Consider the following 15,767-nt stretch of genomic DNA (forward strand, 5'->3'; position numbering starts at 1 on the left):
AGCCGCGATCGACCTTCGGGCTTTGCGGCAGAGAGTTCGCGAAATGACGCACCTTGGCCGCGCTCCGTCGCTTTACCATCGACCGCGCGGCGGCCTTGCCTTGTCGATAACCTATAGGCGTGATCCACCAAGCTATGCCCATCCCGATGAAAATTACCGCCGAAGAGATCCAACTCGCCTCGCAACTTCGCCTGGGCGGAATCCCTTGGGTTCCGTCGGTGGGGAATTATGTGCTGGATGAATCGGACTTGATCCAGCGGGGTTCGCCGTTCCAACCGGGCGTCTACTTCGTATTGAACTACGACCACTTCATGTCGCTAGCTGGCGGTCTGGATCATTTCCGCGAAGTGATGCTGTGGTTGCCCACGTGGGAGGATTGCCGCGAAGTCTTGCGAGAATTGGGCGTTGGCGATGCTGACGTGGCCGACCATCTTGCCAAGGAAGATGCGATCACCAACGGCCGGGAACGAGTCTCGCTGTACCAGTTGATCCTGGCTCGCCTCGGCGAACGACCATGAGCCCAAACACCGAACCGAAAGTCTGCTGCGTCTGCAATCGGCCTTTCCAGTGGCGTCGAAAGTGGGCCAAATGCTGGAACGAAGTGAAGTACTGCAGCGAGCGATGCCGACGCAGTCGTCCGGCGAAACCCACCGAATCTAAACTCGAAAAAACAGAACCAAGATGAGCCAAAAGAATTACGTCGTCGTCGGTGGCAGCCACGGAATCGGTTTGGGAATTGTGCAACGATTGGTCGCGAAAGGCGCCAGCGTCACGGTGCTGTCGCGGACCAGCGATCACTTGACGGAATTAGCGGGCGTGACTCACATCGCGGTCGATGTCACGACCGATGACATCACCGGGTCGATGATGCCCGATTCGATCCACGGTTTGGCGTACTGTCCCGGTTCGATCAATCTGGGGCCGATTCGCGGGGTGAAGCCCGAAACCATGATCGCCGATTTCAACATCAATGTGGTTGGCGCGGTCAAGTGCGTGCAAGCAGCGATGGCGGCGATGAAGAACGCCGGCCACAGTTCGATCGTCACGTTCAGCACCGTTGCCGTCGGCCAAGGATTGCCGATGCACGCTTCTGTTGCGGCGGCCAAGGGCGCCGTAGAGGGATTGTCGCGCTCGCTAGCCGCGGAACTTGCCCCAACGGTTCGCGTCAACTGCATCGCACCGTCGCTGACCGATACTCCGTTGGCGGCAAGACTGCTTTCGAGTGATGAAAAGAAAGCGGCGATGGGCAAGCGGCATCCGTTGGGCCGAGTCGGGATGGCCGACGACATCGCGGCGATGGCCGAATTTTTGCTTTGCGACCAGTCACCGTGGATCACCGGCCAAGTGTTCGCCGTCGACGGTGGCATGTCGACGCTGCGAGTTTCTTAGCCGCGGCGAGCTCTCCCGCGAACGACCGCCGACGGACGCTAAATTTCCGTTTCGGCCATGTCGCGTGCGTGATAGCTACTTCGAACAAAGGGACCGCTGGCGACTTTCTTGAAGCCCATCGATTTGGCGATCTCGCCGATTTCGTCGAACTCTTCCGGCGGCACGAATCGAACGACGGGCAAGTATTTCTCGCCCGGCTGTAAGTATTGGCCGAGTGTCAAAAAATCGACGTCATACTCGCGAAGATCCGCCAACGCGTCCAGCAGTTCGCCACGTTCTTCGCCCAAGCCAAGCATCAAGCCACTCTTCGTCTTGACCTTCGGGTCGTACTGTTTGACTTGTTTCATCATTCCGAGCGTCCATCGATAGTCGCTCTTGGGACCGCGAACGCGACGGTACAGTCGCGGGACGGTTTCCATGTTGTGGTTGAAAACATCGGGCTTCGCGTCGATGACAATTTTCAGCGCGTCTTTGCAGTGCACGAAGTCCGGCGTCAGCACTTCCGTCGATGCCCCCGTTCGCTCGCGGACTGCAACGATACAGTCGGCAAAGTGCTGGGCACCCCCATCGGGCAAATCGTCACGCGTCACGCTGGTGATGACGACGTGCTTGAGCCCCAAACGGGCGGCTGCCTCGGCGACGCGGGCCGGCTCGTCGACTTCGGGCAATTGGGGTGGCCGGCCGCGGTGCACCGAACAGAACCCACAGGGGCGGGTACACACATTGCCAAGAATCATGAACGTGGCGGTTTGCTGGCTGTAGCATTCCATCCGATTGGGGCATTTGGCGTTCTCGCAAACTGTTTCCAAACGCAATTCGGTCAGTAGTTCTGACGTCATGTGGTTGGCGTTACTTTTGGGAATTGGCCGTTTCAACCAGCGGGGCAACCGCCCGGTTGCACTGGTTTCAGCGCCTTCGGGCATTTCGGGTTCGGCAATGACGGGTAAGCGGAAAGCCATGGAAACGCGACAAATGGTGAAATCGGGCGGGCGAGAGTGAACCAAAACGGTTCCGGGAACGCATTGTAGTGCGGAAACCAAATCGAAAAGAGGCGACGGCAGACTTTCGCACTAGAGTTGTGGCTAAACGCACTCGACCTCTACAATCGCCCCCGTCATGCCTAAGAAAAACAAAACCACAGCAACCACCAAAGCGGCCGGCGGCAAAAAGAAAGCCGATCCGGGCATCAAGCTCGTTTCGGACAATCGAAAAGCCAAGCACAAGTACGAAATCATCGACTCGGTCGAATGCGGCATGATGCTGATGGGCAGCGAAGTCAAGGCGATGCGGGAGGGCAAATTGTCGATCGACGAAGCCTATATCCGCGTCCGCAATAACGAGCTTTGGTTGATCGGCGCAGACATTTCGCACTACAAGAACGCCGGGATGTGGAACCACGATCCCCGCCGCCCTCGCAAGTTGCTGGTCCACGCCCGCGAGTACGACAACTTTGCGGGGAAGGCCCATGAACGTGGCCTAACGCTGATCCCGCTGCGAGTGCACTTCAACGAACGTGGCATCGCCAAATGCGTGATGGGTTTGGTCAAAGGTAAAAAATTGCACGACAAACGTGAAACGATCAAGAAACGAGAAACCGACCGCGGCCTGCAACGTGCGATGAGGAGACGATGAGCAACCTGTTACAGATCACCGATGTCGTGAAATCGTTTCCGCAACCTGGCGGAGGACGATTGAACGTGCTGGACGTCCAGCGGCTGAGCATTGCCGAAGGCGAGCAGGTAGCGCTGGTCGGTACCAGCGGTGGCGGCAAGACGACGCTGCTACATCTGATTGCTGGCTTGCTGACACCCGATTCGGGTTCGATCAAATTAGCCGGTACCGAATTGACGCGACTTAGCGAACAAGGTCGCGATCGTTTTCGCGCCTCGACAATTGGTTACGTCTTTCAAACCTTTAATTTGTTGCCTGCGTTCACGGCGCTCGAGAACGTCAAATTGGGAATGACGTTCGGACGAGGCGGACACGACGCGGGGCGAGCGAAAGAGTTGCTCGGCAAAGTCGGCTTGGCCGACCGCGCCAACTATCGCCCCAGCCAGCTGAGCGTCGGACAACAACAGCGTGTCGCGATCGCCCGATCCCTTGCCGGCAAGCCACGGTTGCTGTTGGCGGACGAGCCGACCGCGAATGTGGATCCGGTCAGCGCCGAGAGTGTGCTGGAACTGATTCGATCATCCTGTCGCGAAGAAAATGTGGCGATGCTGATGGTCACGCACGACATGGACGTTGCGTCCAAGTTCGACCGGATCGAACGACTCGAAAACATCAACCGCGCATTCGCACCCACTGCCTGATTCATGTCACTTATTCAAATCGCGTGGCGAAATTTTTGGCATCGTTCGCTTTCCAGCGTATTGACGACGATGTCGCTTGCGCTGGGCGTCGGGTTGGTCGTCTTGGTGCTGTCAATCTATGGCGTGATCCACGAAGCGTTCACTCGCAATTCGTACGTCGGTTACAATCTGGTCGTTGGCCCCAAGGGCAGCCCGCTGCAATTGACGCTCAACAGTGTCTTCTACTTGAGCCAACCGATCGAGAACTTGCCGTACACCGAGTACATGGAGTTTTTCGACAAAGACGGCCGCGCCGCGATGGTCAAGAAGTTCGGCGGTGACCCGGCACTGGGAGAGCGAGGCGGTCGTTACGCGCCGTTCGTTTCCGGTGGATTTGTGATTCCGCTTGCCCTAGGTGATTACTTCGGCGAATTTCGAGTCGTCGGAACAACGCCTGATTTCTTTGAGAAACTTCGTCACGGCGAGGAACTGGATCAAGAATTCACGTTTCGCGAAGGACGGGCGCTAAAAAACTATTCCGACGAATATGGTTACTTCGAAGCCGTCGTCGGAGCTCGCGTTGCCAAAGAGATGAACGTTGGCGTTGGCGATACGTTCAATCCGACTCACGGCGATCCGACCGGACACGGGCATGATTTGGGATTCACGATCGTCGGCGTGATGGATTCGACGGGCACGCCCAACGACCGCGCGGCCTTCGTGAACTTGGAAGGCTTCTATTTGATGGACGGTCACGCCAAGCCGATCGAAAAGAATGAAGACGGCACCGAACCGGCCGAAGTCGAACAGCCCACGCCGCCGACCAACCCCGGCGAGTTCAAGCTGCTTTCGATCCCCCAGCGCGAAGTCACGTCGATCCTGGTTCGCAACGGCAACGTCATGTTTGCACCCGGGATGCAGAACGCGATCAACGAAGGCATCCGCAGCCAGGCGGCCGCGCCGGTGGGCGAGATCAATAAACTGATGAGCCTGATCGTTGGGCCGTTGATGTCGGCGATGTTGGCGATCACGTTGATCACGTGTTTCGTTGCCGCCATCGGTGTGTTGGTTGCAATCTACAACTCGATGAACGATCGTCGCCGAGACATCGCTGTGATGCGAGCACTTGGTGCCCGGCGAGAAACGGTGACGGCGATCATCATTGCCGAAAGTCTGATCATCGCGGTCATCGGCGGCGTTTTGGGTTGGATACTTGCTCACGCGGCAATTGCCCTTTACAGCGGTCGCATCGAAGACCAAACCGGTATCCAAGTGGGCTTTCTTAGCACCAGTGGGTACGAGCTCTACATCTTGCCGGTGGTGATCGGCTTGGCGTTGTTCGCGGCACTGTTACCGGCATGGTCGGCCTATCGAACCGATGTGGGAAGCAACCTAGCGGCCTAGGTTGGTTTCGAGCGGTAACGAATCACTCGGTTGCGGCCGCTGCCCTTGGCGACGTACAGGCATTCGTCCGCTTCCGCGATCAGAGCGCTGGGCGATGCAGCCCCGAATCCGGTTTCGGAGACACCGATGCTGGCCGTCAACTTCAGGTCGGGTACCGCTGCCACGTGAACCGCTTCGATGGCTTGTCGAATCTGCTCTGCTTGTTCCACCGCCGAATCAATCGGTGTGCCGGGCAAAACCACACAGAATTCTTCGCCGCCATAGCGACACACCAGCGCAGGGGGCGGAAACGACTCGATCAAAATCTTTGAAACTCGCCGGAGCACTTCGTCGCCAACGGGGTGCCCGAAGTTATCGTTGACGTTCTTGAAGTGGTCGTTATCCACCATCAAACAAGCGATGGGATGCCCCGTCGTCGGATCGGACGTCCAAAGTCGGTCGAACTGATCGGCCAGCGAACGTCGGTTCAAACATCCGGTCAGCGAGTCCTGAGACGCCAGGATTGTCAGCTCGCGATTTTGGGTGCTGATCTCATCTCGGCTGCTGCGAAGCATCGCTAGCGTTTGTTCGCGATGAGCCCGATATTCTTCCGACACGGTCACGTCGCGGAACGTCGCCAAAACGCCACGAGTGGCGCGGTCGTCGCCGGTGACGGATGAAGCATTGATCGAAAAAAATCTCAATTTGCCATCGGCCAATCGATAACGCATCAATTGGTCAGTCTGTTGACGTTGTTCACGCACCGCGCGAAGCCATGGAAAATCGTCACCATCGGAAACTTCGCTACAAACCCACGCCAGCCTGCCGGGCCGACGACCCAAAAGCGATTCGCGGCTGATCCCTACCATTCGGCTGAACGCTTCGTTGGCGAGAACGATTCGGTCGCGTTCGTCCATCACCAGCAGGCCTTCCGAAAGCGTGTCGAGTGCTTCACGAACACGGTCGGGTACGACCTGGCTGACTTCGAAGCTTCGCATCACGCAAAGAACGAATGCCCAGTACACCGCAATGCCGGCGATGGTGAAGAAGGCCATCATCCGCAGCGGATGTTCAAACAGATCCAGCCAAAGTCCCGCCAGCACCAGGCTAAGTCCGATGCAGACGATTGCGATGGCCAATCGAAGCGAGGCGAACAGTGCATTGAACAAGGGCGAAATCCGACTCGTCGGCGATTGTGGCTTTTGTATCGAAAACTCTACGCACTGAAGTGTGCGTTATCCGCGAAGACGAGTCGTCCGATCTAACCAACAAGGTCCCGCGATGATAGCGATTCGGATCGATGCTTCCGATTGTCGCGATCATGCGGGCGATAACGACAAAGGGAGACGTCGATGGTTCAATCGTGACCTAGAGTTCGTTGCCGAAGCTATCGAAGTCGATGCCGCTGCCCGTTGAAGGTAAATCAATTGTGTTCAATTCGTCCGGTGTAAAACTGCTATTGGTTCTGTCTGAACCTGTATTGGCCGATCTGACGTCGTTTCGACTTGAACTGCTTGGGTACCAAGTGGAAACGGTAGCCAGTGGAAATGAAGCGAGCGCGTCGATCAGCAAATCTGCGCCGGCCTTGATCATTGTCGACACAATGTTGGCCGACGGCGACGGGTTGGAATGGGTTGCACGAACTCGCGCGGACCAGTCGACGTCTGAAATCCCCGTCCTGATCTTCTCGATCGATACCAGCCTAGAAACGGTGGAACGGGCTTTCCACGCCGGTGCGCAAGACTACTTGATCAGCCCCTTTGATCCGATGGTGATGGAAGAAAAGGTTGAACGGCGACTTGCCGTGTCGTTGTCATCGGCGGGGCGTAAACGTCCGTCTGCACAACGCACGACTGCACAAGGAGCCACTCGATGAGACGACTGGGCGATATTCTGATCGAGCAAGGAACGCTTTCCGCAGACCAAATGGAATCCGCGTTCGCTTCCAAACCGCGCGGCGAAATGATTGGCGATTGGTTGGTAAGCCAGCAACTGCTCTCAACGGCACAACTTGGCCATGCGCTGGCAGAGCAGTTCGAAGTTCCCTACATCGACATCGATCCGGCGCACGTCAATCCACAGATTGCCCGATTGATCCCCGAAGACTTTGCTCGTTCGCAACAGGCCGGTGCGATCGACATCTCGGGAAAGACCATGACGCTGGCGATGGTTGCACCCGACGATATCGAAACGATCGCCGAAGTCGAATTGATGACCGGCTATCAAATCCATCCAACCGTTGCGATGGCCGACGACATCGTGGCACTGATCAGCCGAGTCTATGACGACCGCAGTGTTGCAAGGCAAACGATCGTTGACCTAAAGCTGACAGAGTTGCTTGAATCGTCGCTTGAAGATGGCGACAGCAATTCGATGATTTCGGTGGAACAAGAAGATGCACCCGTGGTGCGTTTGGTCCAAGCAATTCTGTCGGGTGCGGTCACCGCCGGTGCCAGCGACGTTCACTTGGAACCATATAAACCTGAGATGCGCGTTCGATACCGCGTCGATGGCGAACTTCAGCAAGTGATGACGATCCCCAACCACATTGAAGACTCCGTTATCAGTCGTATCAAAGTCATGGCCGACATGGACACGACGGAGAATCGGCGTCCCCAAGACGGTCACTTGAACGTCTACGAAAACGGCAAACGCGTGGGCTTTCGCGTCAGCGGCATCCCCACGGTCGATGGTCAAAAGTTGGTGCTTCGACTGCTGGATGAAGGCGGGAAGACGTTCCAGCTTGAAAGCATCGGAATGATGCCGCGCGACCACGAAATGCTGCGCCAGATTCTGGACAAGCCGCACGGCATGTTCGTCGTGACCGGTCCGACGGGCAGCGGTAAGAGCACCACGTTGTATGCGGCGCTACAGTATTTGAATCGGGTCGACCGCAACATCGTGACGGTGGAAGACCCCGTCGAGTTTCGCTTGGCTGGAATCAATCAGGTTCAAAGCGATAACGAATTCGGAATGGGCTTTGCCAACGCGTTGAAATTCATCATGCGTCAGGATCCCGACGTGATCATGGTCGGGGAAATTCGGGACTCCGAAACCGCGACGACCGCGATCCAGGCCGCGTTGACCGGGCACTTGATGATCAGCACGCTGCACACCAACGATGCCGTTGGCGCTGTTCAACGTCTCAGCGATCTTGGTGTCGACAATTTCAAAATTGCCGGTTCACTCTTGGGTAGCGTCGCCCAGCGATTGCTTCGCTGCGTTTGTGACAACTGCAAACTTGCCGTTCCAGCCAACGTGAAACTGCTGGACGCGATCGATCCCGATCGAAAGGTGCCTCGTGACGCCAAATTTTATCGTGGCGAAGGATGCAAGAAGTGCTTGGGCACGGGGTTCTCGGGGCGGATTCCGATTTTCGAAATCATGCCGATGACGCCCGAAATCACGATGGCTATCGAAGCAGGTGTTCCCCACTCAAAACTCCAACAATTGGCAATCGACGCAGGAATGGTCGAACTGCCTCATGCAGGATTGGAACAAGCACTCGCCGGTCGAACATCGATCGAAGAGGTTTACTTTAAGACCAGCGGTGATCGCCGCAAGACGGAATCGACAACAGTTGCCAACGGACGGCGTGACACGGAAACCACGACGACTTGATCGTCGGTACGCCACCGCAGATTCGCAACTTTTTTCGCAAGACGTTCACCATGTACGCAAACACCAATTCGTATCCTTCGCAAACTGGAAAATCGGCCAATGCCGGCGGTTTGATGGCATGGATACGAAAGTTGAATTCGATCGAAATCGGACCCAAGCGAAAGGGTGATTCAACGAAGATCCCGCCGGCGGCGCTAGCGGGTCTGCTTCGGATGATCCTGATGCTGTTGGAGAACGGATTGTCGTTGCCAAAGGCGCTGTCGTCGCTGGCGGCCGATCGCAGCAGTCGCAAGTACCGTCACGTCTTGCTGCGATTGAGGTCGACGATTGAAGCAGGTGACCTACTAAGCACGGGCATGGAACGGTATCCGCGCACGTTCGAGAAGATGCAGATTCAACAAATACGCATCGGCGAACGAAGTGGATCGTTGGAAATGGCGCTCGCTCGCGTGTGCGAACAGATGGAACGCCGCGTTGCGTTGAAGAAGCGGATCATCAAGAAAATCAGCTATCCAATTTTGATCACGATGGCTGGGGCGGGCTTGATGATCTTCATGTGCGTCGTCGTCGTGCCCGAATTCGAAACCGTATACAGCGGCGCTGGCGTGGACTTGCCAGCGGTCACGCAAGTTGTGACGGGCATGAGCCGTGTGGTTCTGAACTACTATTGGACCGTCATTCCCTTCTTTGGGACGATCGCGGTGGTTTGGTGCTTCATGCGGTCGAAGCCAAAATTATCAAGACTGATGGACAATGCACTTTTATGCATTCCGTTGGTCGGGCCTTGGCTTCGCGACATCGCGGTGTTGCAGTTTGCCGAAAGCGTTTCGTCGATGGTCGAATGTGGTTACACACCCGTCGACGCCGTCCAAGTCGCCGTCGATTGCATCGGCAACCGCGAAGTCAGAGCGGCTGGCGAGAGCATTCGTCGCAGCGTTCAACGGGGCGAGAAACTCAGTGCCGAACTTGCCAAACACGAACGGTTCTTTCCAGCTACCCTTTGCCAGTTGATCGGCGTTGGGGAGCAGTCGGGCAACTTTCCGAAAGCCATGCGAGGCACCTGCAAACACTTGCAGGAACGATTGGAGTCTCGCATCGATGCGACGGTGGGGATGCTTGAACCCATGCTAACGATCGGACTGGCGATCGCGATTGGCGGCATCGTGCTGTCGATTTATACTCCCATGTTCCACATGTTCGAGGTGCTCGAGTGATGCCAGTTTCAAGAAGCCCACGTCGTGCGTTTTCGTTGGTCGAATTACTTGCCGCGGTCATGATCGCGGCAATCGTTGCCACGATCGCTATCTCGCAGTACCGAACACCGGGCGACACGGCGCACTCGCGCAGTTGCGAACTGTGTCGCGAAACGGTTCAAACCGAAGTTCGACGTTTCACCGATACCACGAGTTCATCGCCCAGCAGCGACCTTCGTCAATTGACGAGCACCGAGTATTGGGGTGGTCCGTTGCCGACATGCCCGGTCACTGGCAATGCATTCCAGTTGGACCGATCCGGCACGGTGGTCTGTTCAACGCATAAGTAGGCCCCAAAAATGGGTGCCCGTTAACGCGATGCGCGGGGCGTTAGCGTCCAGCATCCGGCCCCCTTCTCGATCCCCAACGTGACGGCGTCTTTCGCCAACACGTCGATTCGCTCTTCACGGATCGTCGCACGGGTAAGCACGCTGGTGAATCCGTCGTGTTTGCTGGCCAGAATCACGTCTTGAACTGCCGTGTCGTCGGGCGGTTTGCCAGCGTCGACAATGTCGCCGACGATCGTTTCACGGCATCTGGCGACCGCGCCAATACGGTTGGTGTCACACTCGACGACCGGACCGGCATCGAAGATGTCAATCAAGTCGGTTTTGCGAAAGCCTTCGGATTTCAATAGACCCAATGCCGGTTGCGTTTCGTCGTGGACTTCGCCCAAACCCTGCCGGATCTCGGCGGGCAACAAATCTAAATAAATCGGGTGCTGGGGCATCATCGATTCGATGAAGTCTTTGGAAACCGTCGACATCGCATCCGCCTTTGCAAATTCGACGGGAATGAATCGGCCCGTCACTGCGTCCCAAAACGGAACGCTTCCGTCGGGCATCGCGCGGCCGCGCATTTCGGCGATCACGGTTTCGGAAAAGCGATGGGGCCGCATCGCGATCAGCATGAACCGGGCAAGCGACAACCAACGCCCGCGTCCGCCACCACGGTACTTGCCTCGCAAGAACAAGCTGCCGATTTCCGTGGGACCGTCATGCGTCCGATAGATTTCTAATCGCTTACGATGTTGGCTGATGTCCAGTTGATCGCAGTGATGATCGGAGGCCCGGATCTGGTAGGCATAAAACGGTTGATGGCCGCCGGTCTTTGCATAAATGGTTGATGTGCCGACGATCTCGCCGGCGGTGTCGTCGATCATCACCAACACGTACGGTTCGTCGCGAAGGGAGATACCGGTTCGGCTCAACGCGAACACGGACTGTTCGATTCGGTCGAGCAGTTGTTCGCGGTTGAGTTGCAGTGATGTCAGTCCGCGTGTCGCTGATCGGACCAACTTCAACAGATCGTCTAAGTCGTCGATGCGCACGGCACGTACGGAAATCATCGTGGTCACGACCCCAGTTTCTTGGCGAATACTTGCAGCGACTTGTCCAGTAAATCGATGGCGGCGTCGATGTGCTGGTGAGTCGTCGTGACGGGTGGGGGCAGGAACCGAACTCGGGTCGGATCGGCGCCACACACAAAGCCCATCAATCCAGTATCGAACATCGTATCCATCATCAACTTGGCTTGATCATAGCTTCCATCGCCGGGCGTGAACGCGATCATCATCCCTTCGCCGTAGGGGCCTCGAATCAATTCGGGATACTTCTTGTGAAGTCGCTCGAGATGACCCGCCATGTATTCGTGGCGGGTCATGTTCTTGCCATCTTTGCCAAAACAGTTTTCCGACAACAACAGATCCAACATCCTCATTCCCGTCGCAATCGACGACGAGGATCCCGTGAACGTCTGGCTGAGGATGGGGCCTTTGGGGACGAAGTCCTTGCCATAAATTGTCGCGCACACTTGCGTGATCTTTCCGATCGTGACGATGTCACAGAACTCGTCCAGCCCATAGTGTTGAAATGCAAACGGCATCGACGTTCGCGAGAAGGATTGGATTTCATCAAAGATGATCGGGATACCGGCATCGCGAAGTGGTTTACATAGGGCGGCAAAGAACTCGTGGCTGCCGGGATAGTAGCCGCCTTCGCCGGCGATCGGTTCGGCCCAAAATGCGGCGTAACGACCCGGATGTCGCTTGAGCAATCGATGCAGTTCGTCGACGGCCCATCGCTGGCTTCGTTTCGGTTCGCCTTGGTCACGAAACGGCAAGTAATCGACCTGCACGGCCAACGGCAATCCCATTCGGTACTTCGCCTTGTCGGTCAACGCGGCCATCGCCAGCGAACGGCCCGCGAACGCATTGTCAAACGCGATCACGCGATCGGCCGGCGACTTGTGGTGCATCGCAATCTTCAACGCGTTTTCGTTCGCCATCGCGCCGCTGGTCGACAAGAGGCAATGATCCATTCGAGCGCCGTTCTGCTTGGCCAAATCGATCAGTCGTTCGCTCATGCGGATGCTGGGCGGGTGTTGTTGCAGGTTCCCTTGCATCACGGTGTCTTCGAGAGCACCATCGATCGAACCGTCGATCATCGCCGGATGGCTGTGCCCGCAACCGTGTACGCCGATACCGCCGATGAAGTCCAACTTGACGCTGCCGTCGGCCAATTCGACAAACGGTCCGTTGCCCAATCCGGACGACAAGTAGGGCCAAAACGGAGGCCCGCCACGCGTCGCACCGAGTTTTTCGAGCAGCGTTTGGAAAGCGGCTTGTCGCGCCGGATCGGATGGCTTCGGCCCGGTCAATTGGCTGCCGTGGTCGGCAACGGCTTCCTGAATCAGGCGACGGGCCTCAGCGATTCGCGGATCGGCTCGCAGTGCTTCTGCTTTGAGTGGTTGATTGACCGATGATTCCACGACGACAAACTCCGGGCCGACTGCAAAAGAGAAAAAAAACGATGGTGACTCGATTCCAAAGAGTCACCGATATAGTAACGCTTGGACGCGGAAAGGTTCAGCCGCCAACGGGATCGCCCGTGGAATCATCTTCGGCAAAGCCGGCAAGGAACGCGGCAACCGTGGCGGCGGCCGGCACGATCGCGTCGAGGTCACAGAACTCGTCGGGGCTGTGCAGACCGCCACCTGCAACGCCCATCGTATCGACGTTGGGAAGTCCCCAGTCGGCCAATTTCGATCCGTCGCACGCGCCGCCCGTGTCGGCCCATCGCACGGTTCGCCCCGAAAACGCGGCCGCCCGTTCGACCGCCCGCTGGACCCGTTGTATGGCACCGTCGACCCGCTTGGGTGGCGAATGAAACTCGCCTTGCAAGGTGACTTGGTATTCATCGCGACAGAATCGCCGGGCGATGTCCGCCAAAGCATGCTCGGCCCGATGCCGCGCCGCTTGGTCGTTGACGCGAATGTTCAGTTGAACCGCCGCATGATCGGGTACTTGATTGAGCGGTCCGCCGCCGACGATTCGCCCGACGTTGACGGTGACGCCAGCGGTGGGATCGTGCATCTGGGTCAGGTCGGGGATCAGGCTTGCCAAATGCACGATCGCATTGCGTCCCTGTTCGGGATTGCGACCGGCGTGGGCCGATCGTCCTCGAACGACGAACACAAAGTTGCCCGATCCTTTTCGGTTGGCGACTAGAGATCCATCGGGCAACGTCGGCTCGAACACGAGCGCCTGCTCGTAGGAACCTGCCATCGCACGAAGGGTTTCGCCGGACGCCGTCGTGCCGATTTCCTCATCAGGATTCAGCACGATCGATATCCCGATGTCGTTCACCAATCCCGACGACAAAATTGCCTCGGTTGCCAACTTGATGACGGCGATGCCTCCCTTCGCGTCGGCGGTTCCGGGACCGATCAGCGCGTCGATTGGCGAGTCGACCTCGCCGCCAGACGGGTTCATCCGCATCGACGATCGAACGCATCGATTCGGTCCAGCCGATGCCGGGTAGACGGTGTCGTAGTGAATCATCAACAGGACGCGTCGTCGGGCGTTCGGGTTGTGATGCCACTGCAAAAGCGGCCCCGTCGGTTGGCGACGCCAAGCTTCGGTGTCATCCAAGAGCTTCAATTCGGGCAAGTCGGTGCGTTCGAGCCGGATACCTGCGGCACCGAAGTCGTCGACCAACATCGTCGCCATCTCGCGCAGGGCCACTACATCGAGCGACCAAGAATTCTGGTCGCACCACCGGATCAATTCGTTGACGGCAGCCACTTTTTGGTTGCGGATCCGTGCGAAAACAGGTTCTAAACTCGCTGCCAGACCGTCGCTCATTTAAATCTCGCCATGGTTCTCAGGTCCGCCCGATCGGTTATTCTGATAGACTTCTTGTTTCTGCTAGACTTCACGGCTTCGGTTCGACTTTTATCACGGGGTTGGACTTCGATCCGCCGGAAGAAGGCCGAAGGTTTGTTCGGCGATAGCGGCGGCGAAAGCCAAAGAATTTATGGGCGAGATCCTTCTCTACTACAGACGGCCCGACCCGACGACTTGGGTTTACTTGTCGTCGTTCTTGACCATTGGATTGTACTTTGTTTTCCACCGGTTCTGGAGCATCCGCAATCTCGACATTCTGCTGTTGATCTTGCTGGCACCCGGGTTGTTGATCGTACACGAAGGTTACCGTCGTCAATTGATCCAGTCCGAAACGATGGCATCCAGCAATCAGAGTTCTACGACTTCTGCCGAATCAACCGATCCACCTTTCTCTGACATCGACATGATCAAGGCGTACGCGTCGACCTTGCCGGCGCTGGCGCTGATGCAAGCGGAGCGCAACGGAGCGACCGTTGAAGAAGAGGCGGCGGAAGCGACCAAACTCGGTCCGCGCGACATCCAACGCTGGGGATTTATCTACCTGTTCATCGTCGAAGCGTTCTTGCTTGTGCGGTTGATGTTGGATCCGCTGATGGTTCGTCGGCCACTATTGGACCCGAACCTGACCAGCGGCGGATTGACCTTCATTGGCATTTCGTTGTTCATCTTCATGATGGCGAACGTCGTCACCAGCGATTCGCGGATCCAGATCACGCAAGGCCCCGCGCTGGGACCTGGATACCCAATGATCAACATGTTGCCGGCGATCCCGACCCGACCGGTCAGCGAGGCGCCGGGGGGCGCATCGGATTATGAGATGCTGGCGGCATCCGAATTGACGCCGTCGCAAACTCGTCTGGCGACCATCGCAAAGGCGTTGGCGATCGCGGCTCACTTGGCCATCGTTACGGGCATCGTGTTGATCGGCAATCGGCATTTCGCCAACATTCGCGCCGGCGTCGGTTGTGCAACGCTGTACTTGATGCTGCCTTACACGGCGCAGATGACGGGTCGTGTCGATCATGCGTTGCCCGCGGCACTGTTATTGTGGGCGGTGCTGTCGTACCGCCGTCCTTTGATCGCAGGGATATTCTTGGGGCTGGCCGGCGGACTGGTTTACTATCCGCTGTTCCTGTTGCCGCTTTGGTTCAGTTTCTATTGGCAACGGGGTGCGAAGCAATTTGGGATCAGCGTCATCGCCGTGCTCGCCCTGTTGATGGTGGCGCTTTCGTTCGATGATACCGCTTCCCTGACGGAACATTTGCGGCGAATGTTTGGGTTGCTCAATCCGAATCGCGATTCGATCGGGCTGCAAGGTTTTTGGAGCCTTGGTTGGGAACCCATCTGGCGACTGCCGGTGATCGTTGCGTTCGTGATCTTGAGCGTCTTTTTCGCGATTTGGCCGGCACAAAAAAATCTCGGAACATTGATCAGTGGTTCGGCGGCACTGATGGTGGCGGCCCAGTTTTGGCATGGATATGGCGGTGGACTGTACATCGCTTGGTTCTTGCCGTTGTTGCTTTTGGCGGTGTTTCGTCCAAACCTGCAAGACCGTATCGCAACCAAAGTCGTGATGACCGGCGGGCGACGGCTTGGCGGTAAAACCACTTCGACGGTCGCGGGCTTTGCAGCCGGAACATAGGA

The 15,767-nt window shown here is 57.1% G+C and carries 16 protein-coding genes; 11 read left to right on the top strand and 5 right to left on the bottom strand.

From position 1 onward, the window contains the following. Positions 1 to 146: 146 nt before the first annotated feature. The 3 genes from Poly51_RS13135 to Poly51_RS13145 are packed head-to-tail and all read left to right on the top strand — an operon-like array spanning position 147 to position 1,389. The gene (locus Poly51_RS13135) at positions 147 to 518 is read left to right on the top strand and encodes a hypothetical protein (protein WP_146458164.1); all 372 of its coding nucleotides are present in this window, start codon (positions 147 to 149) and stop codon (positions 516 to 518) included. Next, positions 515 to 685: a DUF2256 domain-containing protein gene (locus tag Poly51_RS31795; RefSeq protein ID WP_146458166.1), complete on the top strand. Its 171-nt coding sequence runs from the start codon at positions 515 to 517 to the stop codon at positions 683 to 685. The genes Poly51_RS13135 and Poly51_RS31795 overlap by 4 nt, the downstream gene beginning before the upstream one ends. Beyond that, positions 682 to 1,389, top strand: coding sequence for an SDR family NAD(P)-dependent oxidoreductase (locus tag Poly51_RS13145; protein WP_146458168.1), 708 nt, complete (start codon positions 682 to 684; stop codon positions 1,387 to 1,389). Before Poly51_RS31795 ends, Poly51_RS13145 begins: the two co-directional genes overlap by 4 nt. A 38-nt stretch (positions 1,390 to 1,427) precedes the next feature. On the opposite strand, the gene lipA is transcribed toward Poly51_RS13145, so the two are convergent. Further along, positions 1,428 to 2,348: a lipoyl synthase gene (gene lipA / locus Poly51_RS13150; RefSeq protein WP_146458171.1), complete on the bottom strand. Its 921-nt coding sequence runs from the start codon at positions 2,346 to 2,348 to the stop codon at positions 1,428 to 1,430. A 157-nt stretch (positions 2,349 to 2,505) separates the two neighbouring features. On the opposite strand from lipA, the gene smpB reads away from it, so the two are divergent. The 3 genes from smpB to Poly51_RS13165 are packed head-to-tail and all read left to right on the top strand — an operon-like array spanning position 2,506 to position 5,084. Beyond that, positions 2,506 to 3,021 (top strand): SsrA-binding protein SmpB, encoded by a 516-nt coding sequence (smpB, locus tag Poly51_RS13155; protein ID WP_146458173.1) that lies wholly within the window; start codon positions 2,506 to 2,508, stop codon positions 3,019 to 3,021. Next, on the top strand, positions 3,018 to 3,701 hold the full coding sequence (locus Poly51_RS13160; protein ID WP_146458175.1) for an ABC transporter ATP-binding protein: 684 nt from the start codon (positions 3,018 to 3,020) through the stop codon (positions 3,699 to 3,701). Before smpB ends, Poly51_RS13160 begins: the two co-directional genes overlap by 4 nt. A gap of 3 nt (positions 3,702 to 3,704) precedes the next feature. Further along, positions 3,705 to 5,084, top strand: a complete 1,380-nt coding sequence (locus tag Poly51_RS13165) for an ABC transporter permease (RefSeq protein ID WP_146458177.1) — start codon at positions 3,705 to 3,707, stop codon at positions 5,082 to 5,084. On the opposite strand, the gene Poly51_RS13170 is transcribed toward Poly51_RS13165, so the two are convergent. Beyond that, on the bottom strand, positions 5,081 to 6,232 hold the full coding sequence (locus Poly51_RS13170) for a GGDEF domain-containing protein (protein WP_146458179.1): 1,152 nt from the start codon (positions 6,230 to 6,232) through the stop codon (positions 5,081 to 5,083). The genes Poly51_RS13165 and Poly51_RS13170 overlap by 4 nt on opposite strands. Positions 6,233 to 6,441: 209 nt before the next feature. On the opposite strand from Poly51_RS13170, the gene Poly51_RS13175 reads away from it, so the two are divergent. Genes Poly51_RS13175 through Poly51_RS13190 form a run of 4 tightly spaced genes read left to right on the top strand, consistent with a single transcriptional unit; the run spans position 6,442 to position 10,227 of the window. Next, positions 6,442 to 6,939: a response regulator transcription factor gene (locus tag Poly51_RS13175; RefSeq protein WP_246114471.1), complete on the top strand. Its 498-nt coding sequence runs from the start codon at positions 6,442 to 6,444 to the stop codon at positions 6,937 to 6,939. Further along, a complete protein-coding gene (locus Poly51_RS13180) occupies positions 6,936 to 8,684 on the top strand; it encodes a GspE/PulE family protein (protein ID WP_146458182.1) in 1,749 nt (582 codons plus the stop codon). Before Poly51_RS13175 ends, Poly51_RS13180 begins: the two co-directional genes overlap by 4 nt. A 50-nt stretch (positions 8,685 to 8,734) precedes the next feature. Then, entirely contained in the window at positions 8,735 to 9,898 is a 1,164-nt protein-coding gene (locus tag Poly51_RS13185; protein ID WP_146458184.1) for a type II secretion system F family protein, read from the top strand. Next, the gene (locus tag Poly51_RS13190; RefSeq protein WP_146458186.1) at positions 9,898 to 10,227 is read left to right on the top strand and encodes a prepilin-type N-terminal cleavage/methylation domain-containing protein; all 330 of its coding nucleotides are present in this window, start codon (positions 9,898 to 9,900) and stop codon (positions 10,225 to 10,227) included. Before Poly51_RS13185 ends, Poly51_RS13190 begins: the two co-directional genes overlap by 1 nt. Positions 10,228 to 10,247: 20 nt before the next feature. Here Poly51_RS13190 and Poly51_RS13195 read toward each other — a convergent pair whose 3' ends face one another. From Poly51_RS13195 to Poly51_RS13205, 3 genes are all read right to left on the bottom strand, one after another. Continuing rightward, the gene (locus tag Poly51_RS13195; RefSeq protein ID WP_146458188.1) at positions 10,248 to 11,285 is read right to left on the bottom strand and encodes an arginine N-succinyltransferase; all 1,038 of its coding nucleotides are present in this window, start codon (positions 11,283 to 11,285) and stop codon (positions 10,248 to 10,250) included. A gap of 5 nt (positions 11,286 to 11,290) precedes the next feature. Continuing rightward, positions 11,291 to 12,706 carry an aminotransferase class III-fold pyridoxal phosphate-dependent enzyme gene (locus Poly51_RS13200; protein WP_146458190.1) on the bottom strand — a complete coding sequence of 472 codons (1,416 nt, stop codon included), beginning with the start codon at positions 12,704 to 12,706 and terminating at the stop codon, positions 11,291 to 11,293. A gap of 97 nt (positions 12,707 to 12,803) precedes the next feature. Beyond that, positions 12,804 to 14,081, bottom strand: a complete 1,278-nt coding sequence (locus Poly51_RS13205; protein WP_146458192.1) for a hydrolase — start codon at positions 14,079 to 14,081, stop codon at positions 12,804 to 12,806. A 172-nt stretch (positions 14,082 to 14,253) separates the two neighbouring features. On the opposite strand from Poly51_RS13205, the gene Poly51_RS13210 reads away from it, so the two are divergent. Beyond that, a complete protein-coding gene (locus Poly51_RS13210; RefSeq protein ID WP_246114472.1) occupies positions 14,254 to 15,765 on the top strand; it encodes a hypothetical protein in 1,512 nt (503 codons plus the stop codon). Positions 15,766 to 15,767 lie beyond the last annotated feature (2 nt).

The organism is Rubripirellula tenax, from assembly GCF_007860125.1.
GTDB lineage: Bacteria > Planctomycetota > Planctomycetia > Pirellulales > Pirellulaceae > Rubripirellula > Rubripirellula tenax.